The sequence below is a fragment of the Candidatus Eisenbacteria bacterium genome, from assembly GCA_035577985.1.
Lineage (GTDB): Bacteria > Desulfobacterota > Binatia > DP-6 > DP-6 > DATJZY01.
Genome location: DATJZY010000126.1, coordinates 59,631 through 84,783 on the forward strand (window position 1 = coordinate 59,631; position 25,153 = coordinate 84,783).

Annotated in this window: 30 protein-coding genes; 24 read left to right on the forward strand and 6 right to left on the reverse strand. The window is 71.9% G+C overall.

All coding sequences use genetic code 11. From position 1 onward, the window contains the following. Positions 1 to 3: 3 nt before the first annotated feature. The 17 genes from VMS22_17795 to VMS22_17875 all read left to right on the forward strand — a co-directional run bounded on the left by VMS22_17795 (position 4) and on the right by VMS22_17875 (position 12,168). Positions 4 to 867: a MinD/ParA family protein gene (locus VMS22_17795; protein ID HXJ35888.1), complete on the forward strand. Its 864-nt coding sequence runs from the start codon at positions 4 to 6 to the stop codon at positions 865 to 867. A 3-nt stretch (positions 868 to 870) separates the two neighbouring features. Continuing rightward, entirely contained in the window at positions 871 to 1,662 is a 792-nt protein-coding gene (locus VMS22_17800) for a FliA/WhiG family RNA polymerase sigma factor (protein ID HXJ35889.1), read from the forward strand. Between the two features lie 8 nt (positions 1,663 to 1,670). Beyond that, the gene (locus tag VMS22_17805) at positions 1,671 to 1,847 is read left to right on the forward strand and encodes a hypothetical protein (protein HXJ35890.1); all 177 of its coding nucleotides are present in this window, start codon (positions 1,671 to 1,673) and stop codon (positions 1,845 to 1,847) included. A gap of 1 nt (position 1,848) precedes the next feature. Next, positions 1,849 to 2,178: a hypothetical protein gene (locus tag VMS22_17810; protein ID HXJ35891.1), complete on the forward strand. Its 330-nt coding sequence runs from the start codon at positions 1,849 to 1,851 to the stop codon at positions 2,176 to 2,178. Positions 2,179 to 2,278: 100 nt separating this feature from the next. Continuing rightward, a complete protein-coding gene (locus VMS22_17815; protein ID HXJ35892.1) occupies positions 2,279 to 3,025 on the forward strand; it encodes a flagellar hook basal-body protein in 747 nt (248 codons plus the stop codon). After that, positions 3,022 to 3,810: a flagellar basal-body rod protein FlgG gene (gene flgG, locus VMS22_17820; protein HXJ35893.1), complete on the forward strand. Its 789-nt coding sequence runs from the start codon at positions 3,022 to 3,024 to the stop codon at positions 3,808 to 3,810. The genes VMS22_17815 and flgG overlap by 4 nt, the downstream gene beginning before the upstream one ends. Beyond that, positions 3,794 to 4,768 carry a flagellar basal body P-ring formation chaperone FlgA gene (flgA, locus tag VMS22_17825; GenBank protein HXJ35894.1) on the forward strand — a complete coding sequence of 325 codons (975 nt, stop codon included), beginning with the start codon at positions 3,794 to 3,796 and terminating at the stop codon, positions 4,766 to 4,768. Before flgG ends, flgA begins: the two co-directional genes overlap by 17 nt. Continuing rightward, on the forward strand, positions 4,768 to 5,457 hold the full coding sequence (locus VMS22_17830; GenBank protein ID HXJ35895.1) for a flagellar basal body L-ring protein FlgH: 690 nt from the start codon (positions 4,768 to 4,770) through the stop codon (positions 5,455 to 5,457). Before flgA ends, VMS22_17830 begins: the two co-directional genes overlap by 1 nt. Beyond that, positions 5,445 to 6,587, forward strand: coding sequence for a flagellar basal body P-ring protein FlgI (locus tag VMS22_17835; GenBank protein HXJ35896.1), 1,143 nt, complete (start codon positions 5,445 to 5,447; stop codon positions 6,585 to 6,587). The genes VMS22_17830 and VMS22_17835 overlap by 13 nt, the downstream gene beginning before the upstream one ends. Beyond that, positions 6,587 to 6,976 (forward strand): hypothetical protein, encoded by a 390-nt coding sequence (locus VMS22_17840; protein HXJ35897.1) that lies wholly within the window; start codon positions 6,587 to 6,589, stop codon positions 6,974 to 6,976. Before VMS22_17835 ends, VMS22_17840 begins: the two co-directional genes overlap by 1 nt. Continuing rightward, positions 6,960 to 7,271, forward strand: coding sequence for a flagellar biosynthesis anti-sigma factor FlgM (locus VMS22_17845; GenBank protein ID HXJ35898.1), 312 nt, complete (start codon positions 6,960 to 6,962; stop codon positions 7,269 to 7,271). Before VMS22_17840 ends, VMS22_17845 begins: the two co-directional genes overlap by 17 nt. 21 nt (positions 7,272 to 7,292) lie before the next feature. Further along, entirely contained in the window at positions 7,293 to 7,778 is a 486-nt protein-coding gene (gene flgN, locus VMS22_17850; GenBank protein HXJ35899.1) for a flagellar export chaperone FlgN, read from the forward strand. A 3-nt stretch (positions 7,779 to 7,781) separates the two neighbouring features. Beyond that, on the forward strand, positions 7,782 to 9,185 hold the full coding sequence (flgK, locus tag VMS22_17855; protein ID HXJ35900.1) for a flagellar hook-associated protein FlgK: 1,404 nt from the start codon (positions 7,782 to 7,784) through the stop codon (positions 9,183 to 9,185). 2 nt (positions 9,186 to 9,187) lie between these two features. Continuing rightward, positions 9,188 to 10,087 (forward strand): hypothetical protein, encoded by a 900-nt coding sequence (locus VMS22_17860; protein ID HXJ35901.1) that lies wholly within the window; start codon positions 9,188 to 9,190, stop codon positions 10,085 to 10,087. 32 nt (positions 10,088 to 10,119) lie between these two features. Then, complete coding sequence (gene csrA / locus VMS22_17865) at positions 10,120 to 10,359, forward strand: carbon storage regulator CsrA (protein ID HXJ35902.1); 240 nt, start codon at positions 10,120 to 10,122, stop codon at positions 10,357 to 10,359. Positions 10,360 to 10,390: 31 nt separating this feature from the next. Continuing rightward, complete coding sequence (locus tag VMS22_17870; protein HXJ35903.1) at positions 10,391 to 10,753, forward strand: cupin; 363 nt, start codon at positions 10,391 to 10,393, stop codon at positions 10,751 to 10,753. 263 nt (positions 10,754 to 11,016) lie between these two features. Then, positions 11,017 to 12,168 (forward strand): sigma-54 dependent transcriptional regulator, encoded by a 1,152-nt coding sequence (locus tag VMS22_17875; protein ID HXJ35904.1) that lies wholly within the window; start codon positions 11,017 to 11,019, stop codon positions 12,166 to 12,168. 63 nt (positions 12,169 to 12,231) lie between these two features. On the opposite strand, the gene VMS22_17880 is transcribed toward VMS22_17875, so the two are convergent. After that, positions 12,232 to 13,398, reverse strand: coding sequence for a hypothetical protein (locus VMS22_17880; protein HXJ35905.1), 1,167 nt, complete (start codon positions 13,396 to 13,398; stop codon positions 12,232 to 12,234). Positions 13,399 to 13,637: 239 nt separating this feature from the next. On the opposite strand from VMS22_17880, the gene VMS22_17885 reads away from it, so the two are divergent. The 5 genes from VMS22_17885 to VMS22_17905 all read left to right on the forward strand — a co-directional run bounded on the left by VMS22_17885 (position 13,638) and on the right by VMS22_17905 (position 18,504). After that, positions 13,638 to 14,057, forward strand: a complete 420-nt coding sequence (locus VMS22_17885; GenBank protein HXJ35906.1) for a hypothetical protein — start codon at positions 13,638 to 13,640, stop codon at positions 14,055 to 14,057. A gap of 177 nt (positions 14,058 to 14,234) precedes the next feature. Continuing rightward, the gene (locus VMS22_17890; protein HXJ35907.1) at positions 14,235 to 15,791 is read left to right on the forward strand and encodes an MFS transporter; all 1,557 of its coding nucleotides are present in this window, start codon (positions 14,235 to 14,237) and stop codon (positions 15,789 to 15,791) included. 42 nt (positions 15,792 to 15,833) lie between these two features. Then, positions 15,834 to 16,994 (forward strand): hypothetical protein, encoded by a 1,161-nt coding sequence (locus tag VMS22_17895; protein ID HXJ35908.1) that lies wholly within the window; start codon positions 15,834 to 15,836, stop codon positions 16,992 to 16,994. A gap of 45 nt (positions 16,995 to 17,039) precedes the next feature. Further along, positions 17,040 to 17,720, forward strand: coding sequence for a VOC family protein (locus tag VMS22_17900; protein ID HXJ35909.1), 681 nt, complete (start codon positions 17,040 to 17,042; stop codon positions 17,718 to 17,720). Beyond that, positions 17,713 to 18,504 (forward strand): enoyl-CoA hydratase, encoded by a 792-nt coding sequence (locus tag VMS22_17905; protein ID HXJ35910.1) that lies wholly within the window; start codon positions 17,713 to 17,715, stop codon positions 18,502 to 18,504. Before VMS22_17900 ends, VMS22_17905 begins: the two co-directional genes overlap by 8 nt. Positions 18,505 to 18,683: 179 nt before the next feature. Here the strand turns inward: VMS22_17905 and VMS22_17910 are convergent, their stop codons facing one another. After that, positions 18,684 to 19,439 carry an SDR family NAD(P)-dependent oxidoreductase gene (locus VMS22_17910; protein ID HXJ35911.1) on the reverse strand — a complete coding sequence of 252 codons (756 nt, stop codon included), beginning with the start codon at positions 19,437 to 19,439 and terminating at the stop codon, positions 18,684 to 18,686. An 11-nt stretch (positions 19,440 to 19,450) separates the two neighbouring features. After that, positions 19,451 to 20,710: an MFS transporter gene (locus VMS22_17915; GenBank protein ID HXJ35912.1), complete on the reverse strand. Its 1,260-nt coding sequence runs from the start codon at positions 20,708 to 20,710 to the stop codon at positions 19,451 to 19,453. A 59-nt stretch (positions 20,711 to 20,769) separates the two neighbouring features. On the opposite strand from VMS22_17915, the gene VMS22_17920 reads away from it, so the two are divergent. Next, entirely contained in the window at positions 20,770 to 21,339 is a 570-nt protein-coding gene (locus VMS22_17920; protein HXJ35913.1) for a hypothetical protein, read from the forward strand. Positions 21,340 to 21,346: 7 nt separating this feature from the next. Here the strand turns inward: VMS22_17920 and VMS22_17925 are convergent, their stop codons facing one another. Both VMS22_17925 and VMS22_17930 read right to left on the reverse strand, forming a co-directional pair. Then, a complete protein-coding gene (locus VMS22_17925; protein ID HXJ35914.1) occupies positions 21,347 to 21,718 on the reverse strand; it encodes a rhodanese-like domain-containing protein in 372 nt (123 codons plus the stop codon). 313 nt (positions 21,719 to 22,031) lie between these two features. Beyond that, a complete protein-coding gene (locus VMS22_17930) occupies positions 22,032 to 23,534 on the reverse strand; it encodes a mechanosensitive ion channel family protein (protein ID HXJ35915.1) in 1,503 nt (500 codons plus the stop codon). A 76-nt stretch (positions 23,535 to 23,610) separates the two neighbouring features. On the opposite strand from VMS22_17930, the gene VMS22_17935 reads away from it, so the two are divergent. Beyond that, positions 23,611 to 23,955 (forward strand): hypothetical protein, encoded by a 345-nt coding sequence (locus VMS22_17935; GenBank protein ID HXJ35916.1) that lies wholly within the window; start codon positions 23,611 to 23,613, stop codon positions 23,953 to 23,955. On the opposite strand, the gene VMS22_17940 is transcribed toward VMS22_17935, so the two are convergent. Next, positions 23,956 to 25,104 (reverse strand): hypothetical protein, encoded by a 1,149-nt coding sequence (locus VMS22_17940; protein HXJ35917.1) that lies wholly within the window; start codon positions 25,102 to 25,104, stop codon positions 23,956 to 23,958. Between the last annotated feature and the right edge of the window lie 49 nt (positions 25,105 to 25,153).

Below are 25,153 nucleotides of genomic sequence, written 5' to 3' on the forward strand. Positions count from 1 at the left end.
ACCATGAGTAGCCCGATCCCCGACACCGCGCCCCCGATCGGGGCCGCGCCGAGCAGTGCCCCCGTGCGCGTCATCGCCGTGGCGAGCGGCAAGGGGGGTGTCGGAAAAACCAACATCACCGCCAACCTCGCCGTCACGTACGCGCAGCGCGGCGATCGCGTGCTGGTGCTCGACGCGGACCTCGGGCTCGCCAACATCGACGTGGTCTACGGCGTCACGCCCGAGCACACGCTCCTGCACGTCCTGCGCGGCGAGCACCGTCTCGCCGACGTCATCGCGCTCGGCCCCGCCGGCGTGCGGCTCGTGCCGGCGGCGAGCGGCGTCGCCGAGCTCACCGCGTTGACGCCGGCCCAGCGGCTCGCCGTGCTCGACGAGGTCGACGCGCTCGAGGACACGCTCGACGTGCTGCTGATCGACGTCGCCGCGGGCATCTCGTCGAACGTCCTCTACTTCGCGGCGACCGCGAGCGAGACGCTGGTGGTCGTCACGCCCGAGCCGACGGCCATGACGGACGCGTACGCGCTCGTGAAGGTGCTGGCGACGCGCTGGGGACGCACCGAGTTCCCGGTGGTCGTCAACATGGCGGCGAGCGCGCGCGACGCCGACGAGGCCTTCGCGCGCCTGGCGCGCGTCGCGGCGCAGTTCCTGCCGGTCCGCCTCGACTACGTGGGCTGGGTGCCGCTCGACGACGCCGTGCCGCGCGCCGTGCGCACGCAGGCGCCGATCGCGATCTCCGCGCCGGGAACGCCGGCCGCGCGCGCGATCGCCGCGCTCGCCGATCGGCTGCGCAATCGCGATCCGCGCGGCGCGGCGACCGGCGGACTGCAGTTCTTCTTCCGCAAGCTGCTCGCGGAGGGGAGGGCGTAGCGCGTGGCGGGAACGGGCTACGCCGATCTCGGCCGGGGGCGTGGCCGCCGCCGCACGACGTACGCGCCGCTCGAGGGCGAGCGCGACGAGATCATGCGGCGGTACCTGCCGCTGGTCCGCCGCGTCGTGCAGCGCCTCGCGATCCGCAAGCCGCCCCACATCGAGATCGACGATCTCGTGTCGTGGGGCATCGTCGGCCTCCTCGACGCGATCGAGAAGTACGATCCGAAGAAGGAGGCGCTCTTCTCCACGTACGCGCAGTTCCGCATCCGCGGCGCCATCCTGGACCACCTCCGCTCGCTCGACTGGGTGCCGCGCAGCGTGCGCCAGAAGGCCGCGCTCATCGAGAAGGTGTCGCACGAGCTCGAGGGCCGGCTCGGACGGCCGCCGAGCGAAGAAGAGATCGCGCGCGAGCTCGAGATGTCGCTCACGGACTACCAGGATCTGCTCGCCAAGGTCGGCGAGATGACGCTCTTCTCGCTCGAGGATCTGGGGTTCGGCAGCGGGGAGGAGCGGCTCTCGCAGGATCAGGAGGACGAGGAGGCCGACGCCGACCCGCTGCGCGCGTTGCTCTCGCAGGAGCGCGTGCACCTGGTCGCCGACGCGATCGGCAAGCTCCCGGAGCGCGAGAAGCTCGTCGTGTCGCTCTACTACAACGAGGACCTCACCATGAAGGAAGTGGGCGGCGTGCTCGGGCTCACCGAGTCGCGCGTCTCCCAGCTCCACTCGCAGGCGATGCTGCGCCTGAAGCGCTTCCTGCTCGCGAAGCTCGCGGGCGAGGAGCCGGGCGAGTGAGGGAGACGATGGACGGGACCGTGGTCGACAGGACGGTGGCGCGGGGCGCGGACCCGCACCCCGAACGCCGGCGCAGCGAGCCCAAGCGGCAGCGCCGTCCGGCACGCCCGTCGGCCCCCGAGCGGCCGGCCGACGATGCCCTGCCGCCGCCGCGACATCCGGGCCGCCTCGACGTGATTGCCTGACATGACCCGGGTCCTCGCCGTCACCACCATCGTCGACTGTCTCGCCGTGCTGGCGCTCGCCTGGCTCGTCCGGCGCGGCCGCCGCGCGCACGAGCTGGTCGCCGCCGAGCAGCAGGCGACGCTCGAGCGGTTGCGCGCCCAGCTGGCCGATCTCGTGGCCGACGCCGAGCGGCGCGCGACGGCGCTCGACGAGACGCTCGCGCGGCGCGAGGCGGCGCTGCGGGAGCTCGTCCGGGCCGCCGAGCCGCTGCGGCCCACGATCGATCCGGCCGAGGTACGCCTGCGGCGCGATCTCGAGCTCCAGATCGGCGCGAGCCCCGCGAGCAGATGACGCCCTACCGGCAACTTCTGCCGCCCGCGCCCGGCCCGTCCGGCCGGTGCACGAGGCGGGGCGCCGTGGCACCGGCGTTGCTCGAACGGGTCGAGCTCCCATGACCCGCGGGATCTACACGATCGCCTCCGGAGGCGTGGCGGCGCTGGCACGCCTCGATGCCGCGTCGCAGAACCTCGCCAACGCGGGGACGGCCGGCTACAAGGCCGAGCGCGCCGCGTTCGTGCTGGAGCCGCTCTCGGGCGGCCCGCGCGCCGGCGTCGATCCGATCCTCGGACGGACCGGCGCACAGGTGCAGCAGATCGCCACGATGCGCGACTTCTCGCAGGGGCCGATCCGGATGACCGGCAACCCCCTCGACGTCGCCGTGTCGGGGAGCGGCTTCTTCGCCGTGCAGACCGCGCACGGCGAGCGCTACACGCGCCAGGGCAGCTTCCAGCGCGACCCCGAGGGCTTTCTCGTGACGCCCGTCGGTGACCGCGTGCAGGGGGAGAACGGCGACATTCGCCTGGGTGACGGCGACGTCGTCATCGCCGAGGACGGCACGATCACCGTCGACGACCAGGCGGCAGGGCGCCTGCGCCTCGTCGACTTCGGCGACAAGCCGCGGCTCGTGCCGGAAGGCGGGACGCTCTTCGCAGCGGTGCCGGGCGCGACCGGTCGCCCGGTTCCGGCCGTCGACACCCACGTGGTGCCGAGCGCGATCGAGGGCGCGAACGTCGACGCGGTACACGGGCTCGTCGAGCTCGTGGATCTCGCGCGCGGCTTCGAGTCGTACATGCGCGCGCTACAGCGGCTCGACGAGGTCACGCAGCACAGCATCAACGACGTAGGGAGGGTTGGATGATCCGCGCACTCTACACGGCGGCGACGGGCATGCAGGCGCAGGAGCTCGCCATCGACGTCATCGCGCACAACCTCGCGAACGTGAACACGACCGGCTTCAAGAAGAGCCGAGCCGACTTCCAAGACCTGCTCTACCAGACCCTGCGCGCACCGGGCGTCGCGACGACCGCGACCACGAATTCGCCGACCGGCATCCAGGTGGGCCTGGGCGTGAAGCCAGCGGCCGTGCAGCGCATGAACATGCAGGGCGACTACACGCAGACCGCGAACACGTACGACGTCGCGATCGAGGGCAACGGCTTCTTCCAGATCGACATGCCCGACGGCACGACGTCGTTCACGCGCGCGGGCGCCTTCAAGATCGATTCGCAGCAGCGCATCGTCACCTCGGACGGGTTGCCGATCGACCCGGCGATCACCATCCCCGACGGCGCGCTCGACGTGACGATCGGCCAGGACGGCACCGTCTCGGCGATCCTGCCGGGGCAGAATCTCGCCACCCAGCTCGGACAGATGCAGACGGCGCGCTTCACGAACCCGGCGGGCCTGCGGGCGCTCGGGAAGAACCTCCTGCAGGAGACCGAGACGTCCGGTCCCCCACAGCTCGGCAACCCCGGCGAGGACAACCGCGGGACGCTGCTCCAGGGCTTCCTCGAGAACTCGAACGTCAGCGTGGTCGAGGAGCTGATCGGCCTCATCACGGGCCAGCGCGCCTACGAGGTGACCTCGAAGGCCATCCAGACCGCCGACGAGATGCTGAAGGTGACGAATGCGATGGTCCAGTAGACGGGTCGTCGTCCGTCTCGCGTGCGGCCTCGTCCTCGCGACGTGCGTCGTCCGCGTGGTGACGGCCGACGGCGGGCGCATCACGGTCGCGGCCGACCCCATCGTCACGGGCGGAACGGTGCGCCTGCGCGACGTGGCGACGCTCGACGGCCCCGCGGCGCTCGCCGTCGCGGACGTGGAACTCGCCGCGGCGCCGAGCGCGGGCGAGAGCCGTCTCCTCGACGGCAGGCGGCTCCTCGACACCCTCGTCGTGGCCGGCCTCGATCTCTCGACGGTGACCTACAACGTGCCGCCGACGGTGCGCGTGCGGCGCGCGACGCAGGAGATTCCGCCGTCGACGGTCCGGCAGCTCGTCGAGGACGACCTGCGGCGCCGGTTCGGCGACGACGGCGGCACGCTCGCGCTGCGAACGGTGGAGCTGACCGCGCCGATCCGCATCCCGACCGGAACCTGGACGGCGCAGGTCGTCGTGCCGACCGGGACGGCGCTCCTCGGGCGCGTGCGCCTCCAGCTCGACGTCACGGTCGACGGCCGTCCGGCACGGACGGCGTGGATCACCGCCGACATCGGCCGCTTCGCCGACGTCGTCGTCGCGACGCGCGAGATCGAGCGGGGCGAGGTCGTGCCGCCCGACGCGGTGGGGATCGATCGCCAGGATCTCTCGGCGCTCCCGCGCGACGTCGCCACCGACCTCGCGAGCATCGTCGGACGAACGGCGCGTGCGCCGATCGTCGCCTTCTCGCCCGTGCGCCTGCAGCAGGTCGCGACCGGCGCGACCGTGCGGCGCGGCGACGTGGTGGAGCTGGTGGCCGAGCGCGGCGCGCTGCGGCTCTCCGCGCTCGGCGAGGTGAAGCAGGACGCGGGCGCGGGGGAGCGCGTGGCGGTCATGAACCGGACGAGCGGCAAGGTCATCACCGGCCGCGTGGTCGACGGCAAGACGGTGAGCGTGGAGTTCTGATGCGGGTCGCGGGCATCCTCCTCGTCGCCAGCCTGCTCTCGGGCTGCTTCCTCTTCGGCAGCCGGCCGAAGCTCGAGCCCGTGCCGTGCGACCTCGGCACGCCGCCGCCCGGCCCCCCGCCGGGCATGGGGTCGCTGTGGCGTCCCGAGCTCGCGGCAAACTACACGGGTCTGGACGTGCGGGCGCGCTTTCCCGGCGATCTCTTGACGATCGTCGTCTCCGAGACGGCGAACGGGCGCAAGAATGCGACCACCGAGGGGCACGAGAAGTCGTCGATCCTCGCCAAGGTGCAGGCGTTCTTCGGCATCCCGGCGGCGGCCGTCGGCTTCCTGCCGAGCGGGTTCAATCCGGACCAGATCATCCAGGCGGAGACCGCGCACGACTACCAGCAGGACGGCGCCACGTCGCGAGCCGGCGCCCTCACGGCGAGCATCACGGCGCGGGTGATCGCGGTCGACGGCGGCGGGAACCTCCGCGTGCAGGGCGACAAGATCGTCACCGTGAACAACGAGGACCAGCACATCGTGCTGCTCGGTACGGTCCGGCCGGTCGACATCCGGCCCGACAACACGGTGCTGTCGTCGCGACTCGCGGACGCGCGCATCGCCTACTACGGCTACGGCCCAGTCGGCGACAAGCAGAACGCACCGCTCCTCCAGCGCGCCATGGATTGGGTATGGCCCTTCTGAACCGTCGCCTCGGCGCGGCGAAGCCGCGCCGGGCTCCACTCACGATGGTTGCGATCCTCGTATGCTTCGCCTCGGTGGCGCACGCCGTGCGGGTGAAGGACATCGCGGCCATCGAGGGGGCGCGCTCGAACCAGCTCTCGGGTTACGGCCTCGTGGCCGGGCTGAACGGCACGGGCGACACGCAGCAGGCGCTCTTCACGCCGCAGACCGTGCTGAACCTCCTCAAGCGCCGCGGCCTCACGATCGACGTCAACCCGCGCACGCTGCAGGTGCGCAACTCGGCCGCCGTCATGGTCACGGCGACGCTGCCGCCGTTCGCGCGGCAGGGCGGACGGATCGAGGCGCAAGTGTCGTCGCTCGGCGACGCCAAGTCGCTGCAGGGCGGCACGCTGCTGCCGACGCCGCTCTTCGCTCCCGACGGCCAGGTGTACGCGGTCGGGCAGGGTGCGCTCTCGCTCGGCGGCGGGTATGCCGTGCGCGCCATCGGCGCCTCGGCGGTGAAGAACTTCCCGACCGTCGCGCTGCTCACCGAGGGCGCGATCGTCGAGCGCGAGGTGCCCGTCGAGCTCGGCGCAGGCGGCGAGCTGAAGGTCGCGCTCTACCAGCCGGACTTCACGACCGCCGAGCGCGTGAGCCGCGCCGTCAACGCCAAGCTCGGCCGCGGCGCGTCGCGCCCGCTCGACGCCGGCACGGTGCTGATCGAGCTCCGCAGCGCGTCGCCGCAGGAGGCCGTCGACACCGTCACGCTCATCGAGCAGGCGGAGGTCACGCCCGACTCGCCGGCGCGCGTCGTGCTGAACGAGCGCACCGGTACCGTCATCATCGGACAGAACGTCCGGCTCCTCCCGGTCGCCATCGCGCACGGGAGCCTCCAGGTCACCGTGAAGACCGACTTCGGGGTATCGCAGCCGGCGCCGTTCTCGAACGGCGAGACGGTCGTGGTTCCCGATTCGACCATCGGCGTCGAGGAGGGCAAGCCGCAGGGGATCGTCACGCTTCGTGGCGGACCGAACCTCGGGGATCTGGTCTCCGGTCTCAACGCCCTCGGCGTGACGCCCCAGGACCTGATCGCCATCCTCCAGGCCGTGAAGGCGGCCGGGGCCCTGCAGGCCGACCTGGAGATCATGTAGTGGACGCGCTCGGCCTTCGCACCGATGCCGCGGCCGCGGCGGCGCTCGCCGCGCCCGAAGCGCCCCATCCAGCCTCCAAGGCCGGGGCGATCCGGCAGGTCGAAGTCGAGTTCTTGACGCAGCTGCTGGGGGTTCTGCGCAAGACGATCCCCGAGAGCGACTGGCTGCCCAAGTCCCCCGAGCGGGAGATCCTCTCGGGAGCCTTCGACCGCAACGTCGCCGAGGTGCTGGCGTCCCAGGACGCGCTCGGCATGGCACGTGCTTTGGAAGGTGGGGCCCCCAAGGGGGCGTCAGGAACGCCGACGGGACGATTAAAGGTTGCGACCGAAACTGCCGAGACTCGTAGTGGAGCACCACTGCAAGGCGGTCGACATGAAGATCGGCGATAAGAACGGGGTTGATCATTCCACGCTGACGGGGCGGGTCGCTCCCCAGACGGCGACGCCCGCCGGCCGTCGCGGCGAGGCCGGCCGCAAGCCCGGGGCCGATTCGGTCGAGGTATCCGACGTGGCACGCGCTCTCGCGAAGCTGATCGGCAGCGTGGGTGGCGACGCCCCGGATCCGGCGCGCGCGGCGCAGGTGGCCATCCTGCGCAACACGGTCGCCAGTGGCCGCTACCAGCCGAATCTCCACGACGTGGCGCACAAGCTGCTCTCCGAGGTCGCCGCCGAGATCGCGGGCTAGCCCGCCCGGGGCCGGGAGCCGATGGAGCACGTCGAGCGACTCTGCGCGGTGCTCAGCGAGGAGACGGCGCTGTGCGACGCGCTTGCGCGCGTGCTCCGCGATCAGCAGGCCGCGGTGGTGCAGCTGCGGGCCGACGCCATCGTGTCGTGCCTCGCCGAGCGCGAGAGCCTCCAGGCGCAGCTCCTCGCCGTCGCCCGCGAGCGCCGCGAGAGCGTGCGCGCCGCCGCGGCCGAGCGCGGCGCGACGACCACGAGCGCGGTGGAGCTCCTGCCGCTGCTGCCCGCGGCGCCGCAGGCGACGCTGCGCGAGAAGCTCCGCCGCCTGCGCGCGGCGTTGCTCGAGACACGCGCGCTCGAACGCGAGACGGCGCGCCTGGTCGGCGACGGCCTCGGTACCGTCAACGAGCTCCTGCGCGCGCTCCGCGCCTTCGTGCCCGGCGCGCGCTACGGCGCCGACGCCGCCATCGCCACGCCGGACGCGCCCGAGCGCGTCGATCGCCACGTGTGACCCATGGGACTCCTTCCACTTCTCGACATCGCCCGCAGCGGCCTGCTCGCCCACGAGTACGGCCTCTCGGTGATCGGCAACAACATCGCCAACGTGCAGACGCCGGGCTACACGCGCCAGCGCGCGATGTTGGCGTCGGTGTCGGGTGGCCTCGGCCCGTACGGTCTGCCGGTGCCGGGCGGCGTGCGCGTCGCCGGGCTCGAGCAGCTCCTCGACGGCTTCCTCGACCGGCGCCGGCGCCTCGCGACGTCGGATGCGAGCGGCGGCGCGGCCCGGCGCGACGCGCTCGGGGCTCTCGGCTCCCTCGTCGACGAGGTGAGCAATCCCTCGCTCTCCGCGGCGGTGAACGACTTCTTCGACGCCGCCGAAGCGCTGCAGCGCAATCCCGCCGGCATCGCCGAGCGCCAGCAGCTCCTCGCCCGCGCCGGCGCGGTCGCGAGCGAGCTCGCGCGCCGCACCAGCGGCATCGCCGCGCAGCAGCGCGAGGCCGACGATCGCGTGACCGCGCTCGTGACGCGCGCCAACGACGATCTCGCGCGCATCGCCGACCTCAACACGCGGATCGGCGCCTCGGCGGCCGAGGGCCCCGGCGCCGCCAGCGCGCTCGTCGACGAGCGCAGCCGCGTCCTGCAGGACCTGGCGGGCGTGCTGCCGGTCGAGGTCACGCAGCGGTCGGATGGCGGCATCAGCGTCTCGGCGGGCGGCGCGACGCTCGTCGACGGCGGCGCGATCGTCCAGCAGCTCGGAATCGCCGCCGGGAGCCCCGGGCTCGACGGACTCCCGCTCCATCAGGTCGGGATCGCCGGCGCGGGCGGTACGCTCGTCGGCGTGCCCGGCCTCGGCGCTCACGGCGAGCTGGGCGCGCTGCTCACGGTGCGCGACCAGGACCTCGCGACTGCGGCGTCGAACCTCGATACCTTCGCGGCCGCGTTCGCCGGCGCGGTGAACGGCGTCCAGACGAGCGCCGGCGCCGTCGACCTCGACGGTAACCCGACCGCGGGCGTGCCGCTGTTCACCGGGACGACGGCCGCGACGCTGGCGGTTGCCATCACCGACCCCCGCCGAATCGCGGCGGCGGGCTCCCTCGCGCCCGGCGACAACCAGAATGCGATGGCGCTGGCGGCGCTGCGCACGACCGCGCAGGCGGGCCTCGGAAACCTCACCTTCACCGGCTGGATCGGTGGCGAGCAGACCCGCATCGCGGGCGACGTCGCCGACGCGGACGCCGCGGCGCGCTCGGCCGAGCTGTGGGCGAACGAGGCGGAGGCGCAGCACGACGCCGTCTCCGGCGTGAGCCTCGAGGAGGAGCTGACGAACCTGCTCGCCGTGCAGCGCGCCTTCCAGGCTTCGTCCAAGCTCGTGAGCGTCGCCGACGAGGTCTTGGACGACCTCATGCAGATGGTGTGACGATGATCGGACGCGTGACCGACGGCATGCAGCTCCGCGCCCTCGTCGAGCAGCATCGACGACTGCAGACGCGGCTCGCGACGCTCCAGGAGCAGCTCGCGACCGGCAAGCGGCTCACGTCCGCCGACGTCGATCCGGTCGCCGCCGGCGCGGTGCTGCGTTCGAGTGGGACGCTCGCCGCCCTCGGCCAGTTCGACACCTCGAGCCGCTTCGGACTCGAGGTGCTGGGCGCCGAGGACACCGCGCTCGGACAGGGCACGGACCTCCTCGTGCGCGCCGAGGAGATCGCGACCACCTTCGCGTCCGCCGGCCACACGCAGGCCGACCGCGACGCGGCAGCCGAAGAGGTGCACGGCCTCCTGCAGGCGCTGACGGCGCTCGGCAACAGCTCGAGCGCGGGCCGGCGCATCTTCGGCGGGCTGGCGCAGGACGCCCCCGCGCCGTTCGCCGATCCCGACGGGCCCGGCTATACCGCAGCGACCGCGTACACCGGCTCGACCTACGAGTTCGAGCTGCGCACCGGCGATGGCGAGTCGGTTCGTCTGACGACGCGCGGCGACACCGTGTTCGGCCAGGCGCTGCAGGGGCTCGAGGCGCTGGAGACGTCGCTCCGCACGCCCGGCGTCGACGTCGCGACCACGCTCGCCGGCCTCGCGTCGGGACGGGACGCGATCACCGCCGAGCGCACGAGCGTCGGCACGCGCGAGACGCTGCTGCAGGCGCGGCTCACGACCGTGCAGGCGAGCAGCGCCGACGAGACGGCGCGGCGCTCGCGCCTCGAGGACGCCGACGTGATTGCCGTCGTGACCGAGCTGACGCAGGTGCAGCAGGCGCTCGAGACGCTGCTGGCCGCAGCCGGGCGCCAGAACGACACGAGCCTCGCGAGCCTCCTCAGAATCTGAGCCGGCATGGGTGGCTGGGAAGGATCCCTACGATGCTGATACTGACACGGAAGGTTGGCGAGCTGATCCGGATCGGCGATGCGGTCACCGTGCGCGTGCTCGAGGTGCGAGGGAGCCAGGTGCGGCTCGGCGTCGAGGCGCCGTCCGACGTCCGGATCTTCCGGGAGGAAGTCTATCGCGCCATGCAGCAGGAGCAGGCCGAAGGCCGCACGCCCGACACCGACACGACGCCGGTGAACGGCGATCCGCACGGAAAGCATCGCAGCTCTTGAACGCCCGCGACGTGGGTGCCATGGGAGCCCGATGCCCACGCACATCGCCGCACCGACCCGCGTCACCGCCGCCGGCAACAAGCCCAAGCTGATCGACGAGTACGTCGGGCGCGTCAATTCGCAGACCGCCTCCGTCAGCGTCGCGCACATGCGAAGCCCTGCCGGCTGGGTCGAGCCGGGTCAGACACCCGACTTCGACGAATACACGGTCGTCCTCGGTGGACGGTTGCGTGTCACGCACCGCGACGGCTCGTTCGACGTGCGGGCGGGCGAGGCCGTGCTGGCACACAAGGGCGAGTGGGTGCAGTACAGCACGCCCGATCCGGACGGCGCCGAGTACATCGCCGTGTGTCTGCCGGCCTTTTCGCCCGACACCGTGCACCGCGACGCGTAGGCGCGGCCGCGCCGCGTACGAAGTCGCGCACCTGGCGGGGATGGGCGTACAGCATTGTCCGCGTCCCGACCCCCCCTATGGGCCCCGCCCGACGCCCCTGAAGTCAGTTTCCACAGCGTTGAAAAGTCAATTTTCTCGGCTGCTTAGGTGCCAGACCGCTGACAGGTGGAGGGTCAATCGCCTGGCCCTTCCGGGGCGGTGGATTGGCTCTTGCTGTGTTGTCGCCTCCAGCGGTCACGTGTCTGACCGGGGGAGGGTTGGTGATGGAAGGGACTGCGGGGGAAGTGGGCTTCGAGGGCATCATCGGGCGTCATCCGAGCATGCTCGCGATCTTCGAGATCATTCGGCGGGTCGCGGCGACGGACGCGACGGTGCTGATCACCGGCGAGAGCGGGACGGGCAAGGAGCTCGTCGCGGCGGCGTTGCACAAGCTGTCGCGTCGTACGAGCCAGCGCTTCGTCCCCGTGCATTGCGGCGCGATTCCGGAAGAGCTCCTCGAGAGCGAGATGTTCGGCCACGAGCGCGGCGCGTTCACGGGCGCCGTCACGAGCCGCCTCGGTCGCTTCAAGCTCGCCGACAACGGCACGATCTTCCTCGACGAGATCGGCGAGATGAGCCCGAAGCTCCAGATGAAGCTGCTGCGCGTGCTCGAGGACGGCCGCTTCGAGCCGGTCGGCAGCATCGGGACGCAGCAGGTGGACGTGCGCATCATCGCGGCCACCAACCGCTCGCTCGAGCAGGCCGTCGCCGCCAAGCAGTTCCGCGAAGACCTGTTCTACCGCTTGCGCGTCGTCCCGATCGAGATGCCCCCGCTGCGTCGCCGGCGCGAAGACATCCCGCTGATCGTCGACCACGTGCTCGACACGCTCGCCGCCAAGGGTATGGCGCGCTTCACCGTCGAGCCGGCGGCCATGGAGGTGTTCCAGCGCTACTCATGGCCGGGCAACGTGCGCGAGCTGCGCAATCTGCTCGAGCAGCTCGTGGTGCTCGGCCGGCCCGATCAGGTGATCGAAGCGCGCGACCTTCCGCCGCACCTGGTGGCGCCGCGCGACGTGGAGACGGGCGTGTCGCCGATGCCCTGGCAGTTCGGTGCCGGCGGCATCGACTTCTATCGCGAGATGGAAGCGATCGAGGACCGCATCATCGCGCAGGCGCTCCGCCTTTCACGCGGCAACAAGAAGGAGGCCGCGCGTCTGTTGAGAGTGAATCGCACCACGCTGCTCGAGAAGCTGAAGCGCAAACGGGCTCAGGGAAGCCCGCTTGCCGTGCTCCTCGGCGGAGCGCTGCCGGAGCAGGCGGGCGACATGGAGGTGCCCGTCGAGGCGCCGCCCCTCACGATCGTGGCACCGGAACGCAGCCCCCTCGATCCCGACGTGCCGGGCACCAGTGGCCCGCGCTTCAACTACGCCGGCTGAGCGTTTCGGATTGCCATCGAAGCGCGGCGTCGCCGGGTCCGGCCCGGCGACGCCGCCGTCGTTTCAGAGCGGATGGATGCCCTGGAACGGGAACCAGACGGCACCCGGACCGTCGACGGCGGTCGCTGGCTGCTTGAAGAGGTTCAACAGGTACACCTGGTGGCCCGCCGTCACGCCCGTTCCGGCCATGAGATCGAACGTGGTCGAGAGGACGACGAAATGCTTGCCGAGCTCGGGCTGCAGCCGCGTCGTGTTCCCGCCCGGCGTCGGGATCGCGTAGAGCTGGTCCTCGCGCAGCATGAAGAAGAAGGGTTGACCCGAGCACACGAAGCCGATGCGCCAGTCGCGCTTCACCTTCGTCACCGCAGGATCCGTGCAGCCGCCGGCGTCGAAGGTCACCTGCGCGGTCGTGTGCGTCTTCGGGTCGTGGGCGAAGATCTGGGGCACGTCCATGTCGCTCTTGTCGCCGGCGAGATCGGCACGGCTCTGGAAGGCGAGGATCGCGCCGTCGCTGCTGAACGACGGATTGGTCGACGGCGCGAGCCCGTCGGTGATGGGCGTCGCGCCCTGGCCGGTCACGAGACCGAGCCAGATCTGCTCGACGCCCGTGTCGTGACCGTCGCCCGGCGCGCTCGTCGATTCGAACGCCACGCGCCCCTTGCGCGCCGACAGCGCCGGGTTGCGGCTCGTGCCGACACCGATGCTCAGCTGCGAGACGCCGCCCGTCGGCTGGCGCAGGAACACCTGGCGCGCACCCGCGTTGCCGGTGTTCGCGAGATCGCCCGTCGATTCGAACGCGACACGCTGCCCGCCGGCGTCGACGCTCGGGTTCGTGCTGGTTCCCGTCGGGTCGCCGGGGCCGGCCGTGAGGGTTCCGGTCTTGGCGACGACGATCTGGCGCCCCGGCAGGCCCGTCGCGAGCGGATCGGCGTCGGTGTCGTAGGCGACCACGGTGCCCGTGTACGAGACGGCGGGATTCTGGTTGTCCCCCGGCGTCCCGACCGGCGTCTGCAGCGACGGATTCTTGTACGGCTTCACCGTGACGATCTGTGCACCCGTAGCCTGCGGAACGGCGAATGTGAGGGTCGATCGTCCGGGCGCGGGTTGGCGCGGAAGCCCGGTGTCGCCGCTCGTCGTGAGGGGCACGACCGGCGGGGTCTGGCGGTGATGGGCGAGGGCCGGTGTGGCGGCGAGGCTCGCCATGGCGGCGCAGGCCAGCAGGCGTCTCATGATGCTGAACGAAGGTGATACCACCACGACGGGCACGCGGGGCCCGAAAATAGCGAACGGCATGCCGCCGCCCGGCCAGGATTGGCGCCGCGGGGCTCGTGCACCCCTGCACGAGCATCGCGACGACGCCATGGCGGGTGCCTGGACGGGCAGCGATCTGACATCGCGCAGACGGCACGGCGCCTGCCGACTTTTGACTCGCGGGGACGGCCACTACGCTCGGAGTGGGAGGACTCCACATGCATCGGGGGATCGCAACGGCCGTGCTCGCGGCCATGCTCGTCGCAGCGCCCGCGGCACACGCGTTCACGTTGGGAGAGACCGGCGCCGCGGCGGCCGTGCAGGGCACGCTCGCGGGAAACAGCACGCTCAACGTCGCGGGAACCATCAACGGCGTGAAGAGCGCGCTCGGCGCGGCGACCGACAAGCAGAACCAGAAGCTCGGCCAGGTCGGCGGCGGGCAGGGTTGGGGCGGCAAGGGCGGCGGCCAGTCGCGCTGGGCGTCGAACGGGAAGGGCGGCTCGGGCGGCAGGGGCTGGACGTCCGGCGGCGGCTGGGGCGCGAACGGCAAGTCGGGCGGCATGGGAAAATGGCAGACGGCGAGCGCGGGTGGCTCGAAGGCGTGGGCCACGGGTTCCTGGGGGCGCGCGCGGAACTAGCATTTCGACCCGAGCCACGGCTCGGGTCGAGGTCGGAACGCGTAGGCTGCGGCGGCGGTGGCTCGCGCGACCGGGGTGCGGCGGCCGGCGCAAGCCGGCGCCGCATACGGGTGCGAACGTAGGAAGAGCGCGCGAGCGCTTTCGCTGCGCGGGGGCGGCCGGCTATACGGGCGCGCCATGGCGCGGCCCGCGGAGCGCGAAGGACGGTATGCTTGGGGCGTCCTTCTGGTGCTGACGGCGGTCTACGTCCTCAACTATCTCGATCGGCAGATCCTCTCGATCCTGGCGGAGGACGTGAAGCGGGATCTCGATCTGACGGACGCGCAGATCGGGTTCCTGTACGGGACGGCGTTCGCGGTCTTCTACGCGGTGTTCGGGCTGCCGCTCGGGCGGCTCGCGGACACGTGGACGCGGACGCGCGTCATCACGTGGGGGCTGTCGGTGTGGAGCCTCATGACGGCGGCGTCGGGGCTCGCGCGCAGCTTCGGGCAGCTCGCGGCGGCGCGCTTCGGCGTCGGCGTCGGGGAGGCGAGCGCCAACCCGGCGGCGTTCTCGCTCATCGCGGACTACTTTCGACCCGAGCGGCGCGCAACCGCGATGGCGGTCTACCAGACCGGGCTCTACATCGGATCGGGGCTCGGGCTCGGCATCGGCGGGCTCGTGGTCCACGCGTGGGACGTCGCGTGGGCCGGGACGACGGCGCCCCTGGATCTTCGGGGCTGGCAGGTCGCGTTCTTCGTCGTCGGCGTGCCGGGGCTCCTCCTGGCGCCGCTCGTGCGGCGGCTCGCCGAGCCCGAGCGCGGTGCTCTGGACGGCGTTCCGGCGCCGAACGCCGCGCATCCGCTGCGCGATGCGCTGCGCGAGCTCGGCGCCGTGCTGCCGCCGTTCACGCTCGCGCACCTCTGGAGGGTGGGCAGCGGCCCGCGGCTACCGGCGCGCAACCTCACCGTCGCGGCGCTGCTCGCGTTCGCGGCGTGGGGCCTCACGGCCGCGCTCGGCAACCCCGTGCAATGGATCGCGCTCGGCGTCGGCATCTACGCGGCGACGTCGTGGGCGCAGGCGCTGCGCGTCCGCGATCCGGCGAGCTTCGCCCTCATGTTCGAGGCGCGCGCGCCGCGCCTGGCCGCGCTCGGCTTCGCGTTCATCGCCGCCGTCGGCTACGGCGTCAACTTCTGGACGGCGCCGTTCTTCATCCGCGTGCACGGCATGGAGAAGGCGACGGCGGGAGTGACGCTCGGTCTCGTCCACGCGCTCGGCGGATGGCTCGGTGTCGTCGCGGGCGGCGTCATCGCCGATCGCTGGCGGCGGCGTACCCCCGAGGGACGCATCTACACGACCATGCTCGCGGCGAGTCTCCCGGTGCCGTTCGCGATCGCGATGCTGCGCGCCCCGGCGACGTCGGTGGCGCTCGCCTGCTATGCCCTCTGGTCGGTGTTCGCCGGGTGCTGGGGCGGGGCCGCGGTCGCGGTCGTGCAGGATCTCGTGCTACCGCGCATGCGGGGCACCGCGGCGGCCGTCTACCTGCTGCTCGCGACCTTCGTCGGGCTCGCGGTGGGACCGTATGCGATCGGTCGCATCTCGCAGGCGATCGGCGACCTCGGTCTCGCGATGCAGATGGGGCTCGTGTGGGACGGCGTCGCGCTCGTGTGTCTCGCCGCCGCGGCCCGCCATCTCGCCGCCGACGAGGCCGGCAGGATCGCGCGCGCCCGCGCCGCCGGCGAAGCGATCGCCTGACGCCGGCTGGCGGGAGGAGCACGCCGGGTATACAGGCGCGCCATGCGACGCGGCGACTCTCGCATCCTCACCACGCACGCCGGCAGCCTGCCGCGTCCGAAGGCGCTCGTCGACCTCTTCGTCAGGAAGAGCCGGCGCGAGCCCGTCGACGAGGCGGCGCTCGCGGCCGCGATCGAGGACGCCACGCGGCGCGTGGTCGAGAAGCAGATCGAGGCCGGCATCGACGTCGGCAACGACGGCGAGCAGCCGCGGGAGAGCTTCTTCACCTACGTGCAGCACCGCATGCGCGGCTTCGGCGGCCAGAGCCAGCGCCCGATCATGCGCGACATCGTGCGCTACCAGAGCTTCCTCGCGCTCAAGCTGCCCGACTTCTCGCGCACGATGGTGAGCCTCATGAACGCGCCGCAGGCGATCGCGCCGGTCGAGTACGCCGACCGCGGTCCGCTCGAGCGCGACCTCGCGGCCCTGCGCCGCCTCGCCGGGGTCGACGGCGACTCGTTCGTCGAGTGCTTCGTCACGGCGCCGTCGCCGGGCATCGTCGCGTGCGCGATGGAGAACGCGCACTACGCATCGTTCGACGAATACTTCGTCGCGCTGGCCGATGCGCTGCGCGTGGAATACGAGGCGATCGTCCGAGCCGGCTTGGTCCTCCAGATCGACGCGCCCGACCTGGCGATGGAGCGACACACCCGCTTCGCCGACCGTCCGCTGGAGGAGTTCCTCGCCTTCGTCGACGTGGTGACGGCGGCGATCACCCGCGCGCTCGTGAACGTGCCGCCCGACCGCGTGCGCCTGCACGTGTGCTGGGGCAACTACGAGGCGCCGCACGACTGCGACGTGGCGCTCGAGGACATCGCCGAGCATCTCTATCGCGCCCGCGTCGGCGGGATCGTGCTCTCGATGGCGAACCCCAGGCACGCGCACGAGCACCGCGTCCTGGTGCGCCATCCGCTGCCGAAGGACTGGCTCCTCGTGGCCGGCGTGGTCGATCCGACCACGAACTACGTCGAGCATCCCGAAGTCGTGGCGGAGCGGCTCGAGCGCGCCGCCGCAGCCGTCGGCGACCCGCGGCGGGTTCTGGCCGGGACCGACTGCGGCTTCGACACCTCCGCAGGCCTCGGCGAGGTCGCCGAAGAGGTCGTGTGGGAGAAGCTGCGCGCGCTGTCGGAAGGCGCGCGGCTCGCGAGCGCGCGCCTGTTCTGAGGCGGCGCTGGCCGCGGCTCGCGCCGTCGGATAGCAGGGCGATCGATGCGTCTCGTCGGAGTCCGGATCGGCGCGCCAGATGCGCGCCGCGCGGTGGAAGCGTACACCGCGCTGCTCGGCGTCGCGCCGGCCGAGGTGGCGTCGGGTCGGCAGCGCCTCCAGCTCGGGCGCGGCGCCGTGGAGATCGAGGCCGGCGAGCCCGGCGTCCACGCCGTCCTCTTCGCGCCCGACGGGCCGGACGACCGCTGGCCCGCCGATCCCGCCGCGTCGCACGGGCTCACCATCGTCGTCGAGACGCCGCCGCAGGTGACGTCGCGTGCGCTCGCAGCCGACGCCGCCGTGGCGATCGACCACGTGGTCGTCTTCACGCCCGATCCGGCGCGCGCGATCGCGCTCTGGCGCGACGCACGCGGCCTGCGCCTGGCGTTCGATCGCGAGTTCCTCGAGCGCCGGGTCCGGCTCATGTTCTTCCGCTCGGGCGGGCTCACGTTCGAGTTCGCCTGCGCGCTGCCGCCACCCGACGATGCGAGCGGACCCGACCGCTTCTACGGCGTCAGCTATCGGGTGCCGAATCTGGCCTCGCGCCGCGCGACGCTGCTCGCGGAGGGGTTCGACGTGAGCGAGATCCGCACCGGCAACAAGAAGGGCACGCGCGTCGCCAGCGTGCGATCGGGTACCGCCGAGGTGCCGACGCTCCTGCTCGAGGAGGAGGCGCGCGATGAGTGAGTTCGGCGTCGACGTCGAGCGCGACGGCGACGGCGTCGCGTGGGTGGTGCTCCGCAATCCGGGCAAGCTGAACGCCGTGCGCCTCGAGATGTGGCAGGCGATCCCGGGCGCGATCGCCGCCCTGGTCGCCGATCCGCAGGTGCGGGTCGTCGTGCTGCGCGGGCACGGCGGCGAGGCGTTCGCATCGGGCGCCGACATCTCGGAGTTCGCGACCCACCGCAAGGACGCGGCATCGGCGGCGGCGTACGAGGCCGTGACGGCCGACGCCTTCGCTGCGCTCATCGCCTGCGAGAAGCCGGTGGTCGCGATGATGCAGGGCGTGTGCATCGGCGGCGGCCTCGCGATCGCCGTCTCGGCCGATCTTCGCATCGCCGCCGACGACACGAAGATGGCTCTCCCGCCCGCGCGCCTCGGCCTGGGCTACCACCTGGCCGGCGTCGAGCGCGTGGTCGAGATCGTCGGCCCCTCGGTCGCCGCCGAGATGTTCTTCACGGCCCGCCAGTACACCGCCGACGAAGCGCTCGCCGTTGGCCTCGTGAATCGCGTCGTCCCGAAAGCGGACCTGCTGAGCTTCACCCGACGCTACGTCTCCGACATCGCCCAGAATGCGCCGCTGACGATCCGCGCCGCCAAACGTGCCATCGGGGAAGTGCAGCGCGATCCTTCCCAGCGCGACGCCGCGACGGTCGCTCGAATGATCGCCGCCTGCTTCCAGAGTCGCGACTACGCCGAGGGCGTCCGCGCCTTCCAGGAAAAGCGCCGCCCGAAGTTCGAGGGCCGCTAGCGATGACGCGGCCGCCGCGGCCGCGAGTCGCGAGGTCGGGGGGCCAGGCGGAGGCGCCTGCGTAGCGGCGCGACGAAATGCAAGGGCCGAGACGCCGCGTATGTATCGTCGCGCGGCGAAGCCGAAGCCGCAGCCTGGCCCCCCGACCTCGCGGACCGCCGCCGCGTGGCCCGCGCGTCTCAGAGGTGCCCGCCGCCGTTCGGCGAGAGGACCTGGCCGGTGAACCAGCCCGCGTCGTTCGAGACGAGGAACATGCACGCCGCGGCGATGTCGTCGGGCGTTCCCAGGCGACGGATGGGCATCGAGGCGATGGTCGCGTTGCGGACGGCGTCGGGGAGGCCGGAGGCGGCGAGCATGGGCGTTTCGACGAGGCCGGGGGCGATGGCGTTTACGGTGATTCCCTTGGGACCGAGGTCGACGGCGAGGGCCTTGGTGAAGCCGATCACGCCGGCTTTCGCGGCGGCGTAGTGGATGAGCATGGGGCCGCCCCGCAGGCCGCCCACCGACGAGACGTTCACGATCCGGCCCCAGGCGGCGGCGAGCATGTCGCCGACGAAGACCTTGCAGGCGCGGAACGTGCCGGTGAGATGGACGTCGAGCATGCGCGACCAGTCGGCTTCGCTCATCCCCGGCAGTGTTCCGAAGCCCGAAATGCCGTGGCTGTTGACGAGGATGTGCACGGCACCGAGGGCACTCCGCACGGTGCCCGCCGCCGCTTCGACGCTCTCCAGCCGCGCGACGTCCGACGCCGCGGCGACGGCGCGCCGGCCGAGCGCGCGCACCTCGCCCGCGACCGTCTCCGCACCGGCGACATTGACGTCGAGCACCGCGACGTCGGCGCCGGCGCGCGCGAGGTGGAGGCACACGGCGCGACCGATGCCCGATGCGCCGCCGCTCACCGCGGCCGTGCGTCCCGCCAGGTCGTTCGTCGACATGGGCGGACCTTCTAGCCCGCCGGCTCGGTCGCCGTCGAACGCGCGAGCGTCCGCCGCGCGAGGCCGACGGTCGCGATCGCGAGCCCCGTCCACGCGAACGCCGAGTTCCAGCGCTCGGGCACGCTGTAGCCGCCGTAGAGATCGTAGAGCCACGCCGTGAACAGCGGCGCCGACGCCGCTGCGACGTCGTAGGGGATCTTGTACACGCCGAGGATCGTTCCCAGGTGACGGCGGCCGAAGAGATGGACGGCGAGGATCGGGATCGACGGCAGCAGGCCGCCGTAGCCGATGCCGACCACGAGGAGACAGGGGACGAGGAGCTGCGGGTGCGCCGGCACGGCGAGGATCAGCGGATAGCCGAGCGCGATGAGCGCCACGTGCGCGAGCGTCGTGCGGCGTTTGTCGAAGCGGTCGCAGAGCCATCCGAACGAGAGGCGCGAGCACCCCGACACGAAGAAGAAGAGCCCCTTCATGTCTGCGGCGGCGACGGGCGAGAACCCGGCCTCGCGCAGGAAGACGAGGATGTGCTTGTTGAACGAGTAGCAGGGGATGCCGCCGAAGAAGATCATGCCGGCGAGCGCCCAGAACGTACCCGTGCGGGCCGCCTCGCCGAGCGTGAAGCCGCTCTGCGGCACGGCGCCGGGCGACCGCGGGTCCGCGCCGTAGGGCTCGAGTCCCATGTCCGAGGGCCGGTCGCGCACGATCGTCAGCACGACGAGCATGGGCGCCGCGAAGGCGAGGACCGCGATCCACACGAAGCCCGTGCGCCAGTCGCTCGCCTCGATGAGACGCGTGATGAGCGGCGGCGAGATCGCGGCGCCCATCGCGGTGGCGGCCAGGATGACGCCGTTCACGAGCCCCACCCGATCGTGGAACCAGCGCGACACGAGCACCTGGTTCGGCAGGATCGTGACGCCGGACATCCCGAGCCCGACCAGCAGCGACGCCAGCCCGTACTCCGCCGGCGTCGTCACGCGCCCGAACAGGTAGAGGCCGAGCGTCTGCACCAGAATGCCCACGACGAAGAGCCAGCGGATCGGGAAGCGGTCGATGAACACGCCGGTGATCGGCGACATGACCGCCGTCGTCGTGATGATGATGGTCGTGGGCAAGAAAACGGTCGTGCGCGGCCAGTCCGGGAACGTCTGGATGACGTACGGGTAGACCGTGGTGATCGCGAAGATGCCGAAGCCGAGCCCGAAGAGCTCGATCACGACGCTCGCGCCGAGCACCCACCAGCCGTAGAAGATCGTGTTCGCCGTCCGCGCCATGCGTCGATCCGGCGGGCCGTCTTGACAGGTCACCCCGCCATCGAGCAAGCGAAGAGACCATGCGCTTGTGGCCCCGCCGGTGGTGGCTTCGTGTCCTCGTCGTCCTCCTCGGCGTTCTACTCGTGGGCGGGGCCCTCGCCTGGCGCTACCAGAGCGTGATCATCGGCCGGGCCGCCGAGTGGTACCTGTCGCGCGTCGCCGAGAGCGAGACGGCGACGGGAAAGCTCGACAAACGGCGCGACATCCTCACCAGCGTCAACAAGCAGCTGCTGATGCCCGCGCCCCCGGACGCGCTGGTGCCGGAGCTCTTCGACCTGGTGACCCTCGTCTCGTCCCGGGTCGCGACCGGCGACATCTCGCTCAACTGGGTCGCCTACCTCTACACGACGTATCAGCGCGACATGGTCCAGCAGCGCCCGAGCGGCACCCCGCGCCGCAGCGTCGACGAGGTCCGCGGCGAGCTCGACCGCCTGGTGCAGTTCTACGCCATCCAGAAGCGCCCCGAGCAGCAGGGCATCAAGGTGGGCGATCTGCTCGGCACCGGCGACGACGTGATCAGCCTCGACGAGATCGAGGCTGCCGAGAAGAACGGCAAGCAGATCGACCTGCGAACGCGCGGCGCGAAGTGACGCCGGCTCAATCCCGCGCGGTCGGGTAGCCCGCCTCCGTCCAGCCTCGCCAGCCGCCGTCCATCGAGACGACGCGCGTGTAGCCCATCTTCTGCAGGTTGTCGGCCGCGAGCGCCGAACGGAACCCGCCGCCGCAGTACAGCACGATGTCCGCGTTCGGATCGGGGATCGCCGCCTCGACGTCGCGCTCGATGATGCCCTTGCAGAGATGTCGCGCGCCCGGCAGGTGCCCACGCTCCCACTCCTCGTGCTCCCGCACGTCGACCAGATGGAACTGCTCGCCCGCGTCGAGCCGCCGCTTCACGTCCGCGACGCTGCACTCCCGCACGCGCGCCCGCGCGTCCTCGACCAGTCGCAGAAACCCCGGCGCATGCTTCATGGAGGGCGCGTACCACGAGCCCGCTCGCGGCGTCCATTGTTCGTGCTCTCCACTTCGATTCTGGACGCGCGCGGCGGCGGGGGTGGCCGGGGGTGCAGCGTTCGCTCCCCTATAATCGCTCGGCGCTGCACCCCGGGCCTCTCCCGCCGCCGCGACGCAACGCGAATCGCGCCGCGACGTTCGTCGCCAGCGCGCGTGTCGCGTCCCGTGCGTAGTCGTATGCGGCGCCGGCTTCGCCGGCCGCCGCACCCCGTCCGCGCGTACCCCCCAAGCTACACCCTCGCCACCGCCACGAGGCGAAGCCTCGGGGCGGCTATAGCCCGAACGCGTCCCGGATCGAGCGAAGGAGCTGCGAGCGGGCGTCCCGCATGCGGCGGGCGCGGGCTTCGGCGCCGAGGCCCTCGCGGTTCATCTCGAGCTCGGTCTGGCGCTCGGCGAGGATCTTCGCGATCTCCTCCACGATCGCCGGGCTCGTGACGCAGCGGAACGCGTTCTGATCGATGACGTAGCAGATCGTGTCCGTGACCGCCGTCACCGTCGCCTGCCGTGGCTCGCCCGTCATGAGCGACATCTCGCCGAAGAACTGCCCCGGTCCGAGGCGCGCGATGGCCCGCGAGCTGCCGTCGACGCCGACGTGGATGCCGACTTCGCCCCGGCTGATGATGAAGAGCGAATCCCCGGGCGTGTCCTGGCGGATGATGTCCTCGCCGGCGCCGAAGCGCTGCTCGCGCATCGCGACCGCCAGGCGGTGCCGGCATGCGTCGTCGAGCGGCGCGAAGATGTCGACGCGCCCGAGCGCGGCCAGGCGGGTGCCCTCGTCCGCTTCGGCGCTCGGCGCGGGCGGCGCCTGCTGGATCGTGCGGATGGGGTAGGGTATCTCCGACCCCGCCCGCCGGGCCGCGTACCAGACGCGGGTGCGGACCTCGCCGTCGATCGGCTCCGAACGGGCGAAGTCGTCGATCCAGTAGCGCAGCGCGTAGACGACACTGCTCTCGGCGAACTCCACCGGGAAGCAATCGGGCGCGGGGTCGGTCAGCACGCCGGGCAGGCCGTGGATGGCTCCGAGGAGCATCTCCCGCACCTCGTTCGGGGGATGCCGGTAGTGGAATCCCACGTGATGCCACACGCGGTGCGCCGGCGTCGGGCGCGAGTAGTTCGCCACGTCGGTCGTGAGGAGCTGGTTGTTGGGAACGATTACCGTGTCGTTGTCCTTGGTGACGATGGTCGTGGAGCGCCAGCGGATCTCGCGGATGTGCCCGGTGTGCCCCGCCACCTGGATCCAGTCGCCGATCGCGAGCTGGCGCTCGAGCGGCAGCGCGACGCCGGCGAACACGTTCGCGATCGTGCTCTGGAGGGCGAAGCCGATGACGGCGGTGAGCACGCCCCCGGTCGCGGCGAGCGAGACCGGGTCGAAGCCGTGCTGGGACAGGATGCCGAGGAAGATCGCGGTGACGAGCATGATCTGCAGGAGATCGCGGACGACCGCGGGCGCGGGGCGGCGGCGGAGCGCGACGTCGAAGACGACGACGCCGGCGAGGCCCGTGAGGCCCACGACGAGGCAGAGGACGCTCAGCAGGTTGAGGACGCCCCACGCCTGCCAGTAGCCGGTTGCGATCGACATCGACGCCGCGAGACGCAGCGCCATCGTCAGCAGGAGGAACAGGGTGGGGGTGCGGGTCCGCCAGCGCGACGCCGGCGCGATGAAGCGGCGCAGGATGAGCAGCACGACGAGCGCGCCGAAGGCCGTCGAGTACCCCGCCCACGCGGGCGCGATCTCGTCCAGACGGCTGCGCAGCTTGTCGACGGCGTCCATCATGGGCGCCCGAACCCTAGCATGGTTCCCGGCGGCGGCGCATTTGCTCCGCCGCAGGCGCGCCGGTACGTCGGGCTGGATGGTGCTCTACGTCGTGCGCGACCTCCTGTTCGTCTCGAAGATCCGTGCGGCCGCCGAGCCCCTGGGCGTCGAGGTGCAGGCGGTGCGCGACGTCGAGACTCTGCCGGCGGTCGCGCCGGGCGCGCGGCTCGTGCTGGTCGATCTCGCGCTGCCCCAGGCGATGCGGGCGCTCGAGCTGCTGGCGGCGACCCCGGAGACGGCGGACGTTCCGACCGTGGGCTTCGTGGGCCACGAGCGCCTCGACGTCATGGAGGCCGCCCGCGCGCTCGGCTGCCGCGAGGTGATGGCGAAGGGCGAGCTCTCGACGAAGCTCGGGATGCTCCTTCGCGCCGCGCAGGCCTAGCTAGAGCGGCGGAATCCCCTGCGTGGGGAACCAGACGACGGCGCCCGGTACCGACTCCGGCGCCCGCTTGAAGAGGTTCACCATGTACACGAGGTGGGTCGCCGTCGTGCCGGCGTCGAGCAGGTTCGCGGTCGTGGCCACCAGCATGAAGTGCGCATCGGCCTGCGGGACGAGGCGGGTCGTGTCGCCCCCGTCGGTCTGGACGCGGTAGCGCGCGTTCGCCCTCAGCATGGTGAAGTACGCGGTACCGCCGCAGAGGTAGGCGATGCGCCAGTCGCGCTTGATGCGCAGGGTGGTGGGCGCGGTGCAGTCGGCGGCGTCGCTCGTCACCCGTGCGAAGGTGCGCGACACGGTGTCGTAGGCGAAGATCTGGGCGACCGTCGTGTCGTGACCGTCGCCCGCGAGATCGGCGCGACTCTCGAAGACGATGAGCCGGCCGTCGCTCGAGAGCGACGGGCTACGGCTCGGCGCGGCGCCGTGCGTGACGGGCCCGGTCGCACCGGTGACGAGGTCGGCGATCCAGACCTGCTCGACGCCGGCGTCGGCCCCCGAGACCGGGTCGCTCGTCGACTCGAAGACGACGCTGCGGCCCTTCTTGCCGACCGACGGATTGCGACTCGTGCCGGTGCCCCGCGAGATCTGCGCGATCGTTCCGGCGGGGCTCTCGAGGAAGATCTGCCGGGTGCCCGCGGTGCCGGTGGCGGCGAGGTCGGCGGTCGATTCGAATGCGACGTAGATGCCGAGCAGATCGACGGCCGCGTTCGCGCTCGTGCCGGTCGGGTCGACCGCGACCTGATCGAGGTCGAAGCCCGCGTTGCGCAGCACCTGCCGGCCGGGCGCGCCGCTCCCGAGCGGGTCCGCGTCCGAGTCCCACACCACGGTGCGGCCGCTCGAGCTGATGGACGGGCTGGCGTTCGATCCGGAGGCGAACGAGAAGGTGGGCACCGTCGGGTTGCGGAAGGGGCTCACGACCGCGATCGAGTCGTCGACCGTGACCGCCGCGGCCTTGCGGCTCGGCGGCGGGAGCCGCGGGAGCGCACCCTCGCCCGACGTCGTGATGGCGACGACGGGCGGTGTCTGGCGGTGGTGCGCCGTTGCGGTGGACGCGGCGGCGAGGACCGCGAGGGTGAGCAGGAGCCGAGGGGACACGAGCCGCGAGGCTACCATGTGCCGCCCGCGAGACGCCACGAATTTTTCG

Excerpts from the sequence above, each read along its gene's own strand:
- VMS22_17905 (HXJ35910.1), top strand. The coding sequence starts at position 17,713 with ATGAGTGAGTTCGGCGTCGACGTCGAGCGCGACGGCGACGGCGTCGCG.
- VMS22_17895 (HXJ35908.1), top strand. The coding sequence starts at position 15,834 with ATGCGACGCGGCGACTCTCGCATCCTCACCACGCACGCCGGCAGCCTG.
- VMS22_17920 (HXJ35913.1), top strand. The coding sequence starts at position 20,770 with ATGCGCTTGTGGCCCCGCCGGTGGTGGCTTCGTGTCCTCGTCGTCCTC.
- VMS22_17830 (HXJ35895.1), top strand. The coding sequence starts at position 4,768 with ATGCGGGTCGCGGGCATCCTCCTCGTCGCCAGCCTGCTCTCGGGCTGC.
- VMS22_17930 (HXJ35915.1), bottom strand. The coding sequence starts at position 23,534 with ATGATGGACGCCGTCGACAAGCTGCGCAGCCGTCTGGACGAGATCGCG.
- VMS22_17915 (HXJ35912.1), bottom strand. The coding sequence starts at position 20,710 with ATGGCGCGGACGGCGAACACGATCTTCTACGGCTGGTGGGTGCTCGGC.
- flgK (HXJ35900.1), top strand. The coding sequence starts at position 7,782 with ATGGGACTCCTTCCACTTCTCGACATCGCCCGCAGCGGCCTGCTCGCC.
- flgG (HXJ35893.1), top strand. The coding sequence starts at position 3,022 with ATGATCCGCGCACTCTACACGGCGGCGACGGGCATGCAGGCGCAGGAG.
- VMS22_17835 (HXJ35896.1), top strand. The coding sequence starts at position 5,445 with ATGGCCCTTCTGAACCGTCGCCTCGGCGCGGCGAAGCCGCGCCGGGCT.
- VMS22_17795 (HXJ35888.1), top strand. The coding sequence starts at position 4 with ATGAGTAGCCCGATCCCCGACACCGCGCCCCCGATCGGGGCCGCGCCG.
- VMS22_17870 (HXJ35903.1), top strand. The coding sequence starts at position 10,391 with ATGCCCACGCACATCGCCGCACCGACCCGCGTCACCGCCGCCGGCAAC.
- VMS22_17815 (HXJ35892.1), top strand. The coding sequence starts at position 2,279 with ATGACCCGCGGGATCTACACGATCGCCTCCGGAGGCGTGGCGGCGCTG.
- VMS22_17925 (HXJ35914.1), bottom strand. The coding sequence starts at position 21,718 with ATGAAGCATGCGCCGGGGTTTCTGCGACTGGTCGAGGACGCGCGGGCG.
- csrA (HXJ35902.1), top strand. The coding sequence starts at position 10,120 with ATGCTGATACTGACACGGAAGGTTGGCGAGCTGATCCGGATCGGCGAT.
- VMS22_17910 (HXJ35911.1), bottom strand. The coding sequence starts at position 19,439 with ATGTCGACGAACGACCTGGCGGGACGCACGGCCGCGGTGAGCGGCGGC.
- VMS22_17885 (HXJ35906.1), top strand. The coding sequence starts at position 13,638 with ATGCATCGGGGGATCGCAACGGCCGTGCTCGCGGCCATGCTCGTCGCA.
- VMS22_17880 (HXJ35905.1), bottom strand. The coding sequence starts at position 13,398 with ATGAGACGCCTGCTGGCCTGCGCCGCCATGGCGAGCCTCGCCGCCACA.
- flgA (HXJ35894.1), top strand. The coding sequence starts at position 3,794 with ATGCGATGGTCCAGTAGACGGGTCGTCGTCCGTCTCGCGTGCGGCCTC.
- VMS22_17900 (HXJ35909.1), top strand. The coding sequence starts at position 17,040 with ATGCGTCTCGTCGGAGTCCGGATCGGCGCGCCAGATGCGCGCCGCGCG.
- VMS22_17845 (HXJ35898.1), top strand. The coding sequence starts at position 6,960 with ATGAAGATCGGCGATAAGAACGGGGTTGATCATTCCACGCTGACGGGG.
- VMS22_17810 (HXJ35891.1), top strand. The coding sequence starts at position 1,849 with ATGACCCGGGTCCTCGCCGTCACCACCATCGTCGACTGTCTCGCCGTG.
- flgN (HXJ35899.1), top strand. The coding sequence starts at position 7,293 with ATGGAGCACGTCGAGCGACTCTGCGCGGTGCTCAGCGAGGAGACGGCG.
- VMS22_17860 (HXJ35901.1), top strand. The coding sequence starts at position 9,188 with ATGATCGGACGCGTGACCGACGGCATGCAGCTCCGCGCCCTCGTCGAG.
- VMS22_17805 (HXJ35890.1), top strand. The coding sequence starts at position 1,671 with ATGGACGGGACCGTGGTCGACAGGACGGTGGCGCGGGGCGCGGACCCG.
- VMS22_17875 (HXJ35904.1), top strand. The coding sequence starts at position 11,017 with ATGGAAGGGACTGCGGGGGAAGTGGGCTTCGAGGGCATCATCGGGCGT.
- VMS22_17935 (HXJ35916.1), top strand. The coding sequence starts at position 23,611 with ATGGTGCTCTACGTCGTGCGCGACCTCCTGTTCGTCTCGAAGATCCGT.
- VMS22_17890 (HXJ35907.1), top strand. The coding sequence starts at position 14,235 with ATGGCGCGGCCCGCGGAGCGCGAAGGACGGTATGCTTGGGGCGTCCTT.